Raw genomic sequence first — 6,000 nt, 5'->3', positions numbered from 1 at the left:
GAAGTTATGCGAAAAAAAAATCAATCTTCGTAAATTTCTATAACGCGTCCCACCTGGCCGTCTTCCAGCCGCACTTTTATGCCGCGGGAATGGTAGGCAGCGCTGGTTAGCAAATCCTTTACGAAGCCGCGCGTACGCTTACCGGAACGCTGATCTTTTTTGAGGATAATATCTACTTCAAGACCGGGAAAAATATCATTGCGGTTTTGACCTTGCATAGTCTATCGATTTTTCATTTTGTCATTTCGACGAGGAACGAGGAGAAAACTTGTCCGTTATGCATATCCACTATGCACGACGAATAAGTTCTCTCACTATCGTTCGAGATGACATATAGTGTTAGTTTTTTCTTTAAGTAAAGCAAGAATTAATCTTTTACCAAGTCCTGAATCGCTTTCTCAACCTTATCAAAATCAAAATCACTAATCAACTTGTCAAAAGCAGCGGTAATCTCTTTATTCATTAAGTTACCGATGCTGCCTTCGTGGGTATGGTTTACCTGTTTTTCGGGATTGAACTGACCCTGCTCGATAGCCAAGCCAACTTGCTTATAAGCATCGCGGAAAGGCGTGCCGTTCAGCACCATACGGTTCACTTCTTCAACGCTAAAAAGGTAGGCATATTTAGGGTCGTTCAGGATATCGGCATTTAGTGTAATATTTTGCAGCATAAAAGTTGCCATGTGCAGGCAGTCTTTAATATCGGCAAAGGCCGGGAACAATAGTTCTTTTAGCAGCTGCAATTCGCGGTGATAGCCTGAGGGCAGGTTGATAGTCATCATAGCTACATCTGTCGGCAGGGCCTGCAGGCGGTTGCATTTGCCGCGCATAATTTCCCAAACATCCGGGTTCTTTTTATGCGGCATAATACTGCTGCCGGTCGTCAGCTTATCCGGGTAGCTTACGAAGGCAAAGTTTTGGCTCAGGTATAACGTCTGATCCATCGCCATTTTGCCTAACGTGGCGGCTATAGACGATAGCGCCTGCGCAATAACCCGCTCTGTTTTGCCGCGGCCCATCTGTGCATAAACTACGTTATAGTTCAGGCTGTCAAAACCTAATAACTGTGTTGTTAACGTACGGTTCAACGGAAACGACGAACCATAGCCCGCAGCCGAACCTAACGGATTTTTATTGGTGATCTTGTAAGCAGCCAGCAGCAATTCCAGGTCGTCAACCAAACTTTCTGCGTAGGCCCCAAACCATAAACCGAAGGACGACGGCATGGCTATCTGCAAATGGGTATATCCCGGCAATAAAACAGCTTTATGTTTTTCGCTTAGTTCTATCAGCAGATCGAACAAGGCTTTCACATGCTCGACGACTTCCTGTAACTCATGCCGGAAAAACAATTTCAGATCCACCAAAACCTGGTCGTTACGCGACCGGCCGCTATGTATCTTTTTGCCGGCATCGCCAATGCGGCGGGTAAGCAATGTTTCCACCTGCGAATGTACATCTTCCACATCGGCTTCAATGGTAAAATTGCCGGCTTCAATGTCCCTGTATATCGACTTCAGTTCTTTCTGAACCAGTTCAAGATCATCCTCACTAAGTAACCCAACGCTTTGCAGCATACGCGTATGGGCCAGCGAGCCCAAAACGTCGAACGCCGCCATCTGTGCGTCGAACTCGCGGTCGCGGCCTACAGTAAAATTTTCTACCAATTCATCAACAGTGACAGATTTTTGCCAGATTTTAGCCATAGTGCAAATATGAGATAAATCGGGGTAAATTTCAGCAATTTAATCGTCGGCTATTGAAAACAGAATGTTCAATAAAGACTCATTTTTAAGCGGACTAACATGATAAAAATCAAAAAGACAGCCCTTTGGACTGCCTTCAAAAAATTATTGTGGGAATTTGGGTATGATATTACGCCTGTTTCTCGATATTGGGGTTTGCCGGTGGCTCAGGTGTAATAACCGCAGCCGGAGCCGCTTGCGAACTTACCACGGTAAAAGGTTTTACTTTGTGCTTTCCCATCGCAAGTATATCGGGCTTCAGGTAAAGCACTATGCCGGCTGCTATCAATAAAGCGGCAAGGCTCAGAAATATCCAGCGTGATCCCTTATGCGCAGGAGATAGCTCATACGTGAATATGGCTTTCCCGAATGCATTTTTATCCTGTGTTACATTCCCGGCGCCATCCGGCAGGTTGATCTTGATCAGTTCCTGTACCAACACCCCGTATGAGTTGTAAGTTGTGGTCATGGCATAGTTGCGGTCGCTCATCTTGGTGATATCCGGTTTCTTTTGGTCAAGGTCTATCACCCAACTGCCGTTATCGTCTATCTTGGCCAACCCAAGCGCCTGGAACGACAGGGTATAGGTGCGGTTGGCGGCATCTTCCTTATAATCCCAATCCTGCAGGTAATAAGCCGGAAGCGAGCGCTCCATTTGCCTTTTCAGCAAGTTCAGGGCATTTGACCCATATATCTTTTGGAAATTATCCCATTGGCTTGCATTGTAGGTCATGCTCATGGTTATTTTACCATCACCCAGGTTGTCGATATCAAAGGTCATATTCTCCTTTAGCGGGTCCACCTGCTGTGCACTAACCTTGATACACGAAGCAAGTATTATTAAAATGAAATATATTTTTTTCATGACTTTTCCTATCGTATAGTGGTGATAATTGAGTTAAATACTCCCTGGTAACCGGCAAAGTTGACGCCGCCCATCGTAAGGCCAACAACACCATCGCCTCCGCTTCGGAATACACCCTCCCATCGGAAAGTACCCCCGTTGTAACTTGTGGACCCCTGGTACATGGAATAGCCATTGGCCTGGTTTACCTTTTGATAAGTTATGTACTGCCCAAGGGCCGCCAATTGATTTTTTAACATGTACAGCGCCTGGTCGGGACTTGAGGCGGGTATATCCCACACACTGATGCCCGCCGTCTGGTCGGGTGTTACAATGCGGGTAACAAGTGTGTTTACCTGCGGAACCGGGTAATTGCCCGAACGCTGCCATCCGGCAGGATAACTGAAACTGATCTGGCCTGAATAAGACCGCATACCCGAACCCGAATTATTGGTTTTGTGACCGCTGTTGCCTTCCCGGTGTTCATTATTAACAACTACAGTGGTGTGGGCCGTGCCGCCCCCGCCAAAAGTGGCGGCAATATCGTCCACCTTTTTCCGCAGGAATTCATCGTCAGACAGTTCCATTGGTATTACACCTTTGGCTTCAAGGTCGTTTATATCGATCACGATATTGCGGGTGTCGCCTTTTTGATAGCCATCAATAAATGTAGCCAGCTCCTGCGACCCTTTTTCAAAGGCCTGTTCAGGGGTCATGGTTCCCCCCAGGCCCTGGCCGCCTACTCCCGTAGCTTCGATCGCGAAGTAATAGTTGTTGACCAGTACGCCTGGAAATGCATGGCCCGGTATCAGGAAAATAACAGGATGGAGCCCTGCAGCCTTAAGCACGCTGGCATATAAAAGCGATAATTCGATACAAAGACCCGTATTGCCGGTAACAACCTCTCGTGGCAGGCGTGCACTTTGTACGGTCGAGCTGATGTCGCCCATTTTTTGCGGGATACCTTCGGTTCCGCTGTAAACCATTCGGCTTGCTACCGTTGCCGCATAAAGCTTTACTAAAAAGTCTTTTGCTCCCTGCATCGCCTTCTGCGGATCATTTTCCACCGAAGCTGCTTCGCCCTGCATAAATTTGTCCTGCACCTGTGATGTGTAGTACTTCACTATAGGATCCTCGGGTGTAACCAGGCATGGAAGCAGTTGGGTATTGTGCATCATGTCCGGGTAGCTGGTAACCTCGTCGGCCGGTATGTCGGTATAAACAAACTGGTTACGGCCCATCATGTTAAAGGTGAAGGATTCCTTTTTTGTCTTGCCGCCGTTGTATTCTATTTTGATCTCTCCCGTCTCCTGCGACTGGGTCATCTTTTTTACAACATCATCCTTAAAGTGGGGGTAACACCTGATCACCACATGCTGCCCCGGATATATCACAGGGATGGTTTGCAGCTCGGTCCAGTCAATATAGCCCGGAATGTCATAAGATACTTTTACATCCTGCATAGATGCGTTGCCATTGTTGGTCATCAGCATCTTGAAGAAGTAGTACTCGCCATTAAGCGCCTCAGGGTTGGCGTAAACTTTGTAAACCGAGGGCATAACGTAGCTCGCGTTGCTGATCTTTACGGTCAGGGCGTCTTTACCAAAGTTAAAAAACGACATGCCGATAAATAGCAAACCTGCCAAAACCAATGCACCCGGGAGTAAAAATTTTTTCATAATAAAAAAGATTTCTTTAACATGTAAAACAAGGACGGATGTATGATGATGATGAAAAGCGGCCGCTTGTCGTCATTTTTTTAGTTTTTCAGCAAATTTTCCTCGTATTATAAATATCAGTATTACTTCACAAAAAAACAATAGGTAATAGCTTAATTTTCAGTAGTTTAATTATTTCCACCTGAAGTTTAATTTATGATTACATCCTTTAATCTTTAATTATTTTTTGGAGGTTTATTTTTAACGGGCGCCATTTGGGCAAATAAAAGCGAACCGGCTTAGTACTTATATGGGAAACTGACGTATTGATTATAAAGGTTGGGATAGGTCAGGTTTTTGCCATTATCCCAGGTCAGGTACTTGTTATTAGCATCCCTGATGTAAACATTCAGGTCGGAAAGTGTCCTGAAATAACCCATATCGTACGACCGGCCATCATTTGGTATGTATATATTATAATCGAATGTATAATTGAATTCGCTTGCTGTCATTTTCATATAATTGATATTGGCCGGCGAATTATTGACAACCCTCAACAGGAAAAAATTAGGGCCGATATATAGCGGGTAACTGAAATTTTTCCAGGAACCCACTACGGTGTCGATGTGCCAGATGATCTTCTGTCCCAGTATTCCTCCTTTCGAATTCAGGATATACGTGCTGGCCTGTGTTTGCAGGTGGTATTTGTTCTTTGCCGTATAATCAAATGTCCCTCCGGAGGGTATCGTTTTCATGTCCCCGTCAAGTTCAATAAAAATGGCCGTCAGCGTATTGTTCTTAAAGGTTATGGTATGCTTTTGAAAAACAGACTTATAAAGGAAGAACAACGCGATAAGGCCTGCAAAGCCCAAAGCCAGCCAAAGCCATGTTTTATTGAAACTCTTTTTGCCGATAGGCGGAACAGGCGGTTTTATTGGCCGTGGATATTCGTCTTTTTTTATGATACGTTGAGGCGGAACGACAGGCGGGGCAAGTGGCAAAGGTTCAACCGGCGCTTCTTCTTTTGGGTTTGGCGCCGGCGGTTCGGCAGGTTTGGGTTGAACCATATCTTCCGGTTTTAGCTCTTCAGCCCGATCGGCTGGTTTTTCTAAGGCGGGTCCGGGTTTAGATTTTTGCCGCGTAGGCTTCAATTCCCGCCCAAGCAATGCTGCGCAATTGCGGCTCAGCACATCAAAATGATCGGCGGGTTTTCCATCTATGGCATCGAGCCAATGGTACGAGCTGAGAAAATACTCAAGGGATTGCTGAGGCTGAACATCCTGTACCCGGAACGGCAGGATATTTATATTATGGGTGAATGCCCGTTCCACCTCGATGCGCACATGGTTCGACAGGTTCGCATGTTCGCTTAATACCACAACCAGTACAGATGATGATTGTATGGCATCAATGATCGACCGGGCATAATCCTTACCGGCCTGTATATCGCGCGAGGCTATCCAGCAAGCAAGGCCCTGCGCTTCCAGGAATTTACACATCGCCAGGGCAATACCATTGTCCTCTTTTGCGCTGCATATAAAAATATCGTGCTTTTTGCCCGGCGTATCCATGTTTAGGTAATAAAGATACTTTGTCGCAAATAATTATTTGTGATCGTATTTGACCATATATTTGGTCTGAAAAAAAACAGATATGAAGATATTTATTTTTTTATCAGTTTAAATTACGGTTTTCGATAAAAAAGTAATTTTTTTGCGGCGGATTACTTTAGTTGGCTGTAAAATAATCGTGAC

Annotated in this window: 5 protein-coding genes; all 5 read right to left on the bottom strand. The window is 45.4% G+C overall.

The genetic code is table 11. The features are described 5' to 3' along the window. Positions 1–20 precede the first annotated feature (20 nt). The 5 genes from VL525_RS06715 to VL525_RS06695 all read right to left on the bottom strand — a co-directional run bounded on the left by VL525_RS06715 (position 21) and on the right by VL525_RS06695 (position 5,817). Complete coding sequence (locus VL525_RS06715) at positions 21–218, bottom strand: YwbE family protein (RefSeq protein ID WP_325384672.1); 198 nt, start codon at positions 216–218, stop codon at positions 21–23. A 149-nt stretch (positions 219–367) separates the two neighbouring features. Then, positions 368–1,705 (bottom strand): argininosuccinate lyase, encoded by a 1,338-nt coding sequence (gene argH, locus VL525_RS06710; protein WP_325384670.1) that lies wholly within the window; start codon positions 1,703–1,705, stop codon positions 368–370. 169 nt (positions 1,706–1,874) lie between these two features. Further along, positions 1,875–2,609: a hypothetical protein gene (locus VL525_RS06705; protein ID WP_325384668.1), complete on the bottom strand. Its 735-nt coding sequence runs from the start codon at positions 2,607–2,609 to the stop codon at positions 1,875–1,877. Between the two features lie 8 nt (positions 2,610–2,617). Further along, complete coding sequence (locus tag VL525_RS06700; protein ID WP_325384666.1) at positions 2,618–4,267, bottom strand: hypothetical protein; 1,650 nt, start codon at positions 4,265–4,267, stop codon at positions 2,618–2,620. 278 nt (positions 4,268–4,545) lie between these two features. Then, on the bottom strand, positions 4,546–5,817 hold the full coding sequence (locus tag VL525_RS06695) for a toll/interleukin-1 receptor domain-containing protein (RefSeq protein WP_325384664.1): 1,272 nt from the start codon (positions 5,815–5,817) through the stop codon (positions 4,546–4,548). Positions 5,818–6,000: the final 183 nt, after the last annotated feature.

The sequence above is a fragment of the Mucilaginibacter sp. genome (assembly GCF_035492695.1).
In the GTDB taxonomy this organism is placed as follows: Bacteria; Bacteroidota; Bacteroidia; order Sphingobacteriales; family Sphingobacteriaceae; genus Mucilaginibacter.
The sequence above is the reverse complement of the archived record's forward strand: the minus strand, read 5'-3'. Positions and strand labels throughout refer to the sequence as shown.

What these genes read in the sequence shown, in the direction of transcription:
- VL525_RS06715 (WP_325384672.1), bottom strand. Translation starts at nt 218, where the DNA reads ATGCAAGGTCAAAACCGCAATGATATTTTTCCCGGTCTTGAAGTAGAT.
- argH (WP_325384670.1), bottom strand. Translation starts at nt 1,705, where the DNA reads ATGGCTAAAATCTGGCAAAAATCTGTCACTGTTGATGAATTGGTAGAA.
- VL525_RS06705 (WP_325384668.1), bottom strand. Translation starts at nt 2,609, where the DNA reads ATGAAAAAAATATATTTCATTTTAATAATACTTGCTTCGTGTATCAAG.
- VL525_RS06700 (WP_325384666.1), bottom strand. Translation starts at nt 4,267, where the DNA reads ATGAAAAAATTTTTACTCCCGGGTGCATTGGTTTTGGCAGGTTTGCTA.
- VL525_RS06695 (WP_325384664.1), bottom strand. Translation starts at nt 5,817, where the DNA reads ATGGATACGCCGGGCAAAAAGCACGATATTTTTATATGCAGCGCAAAA.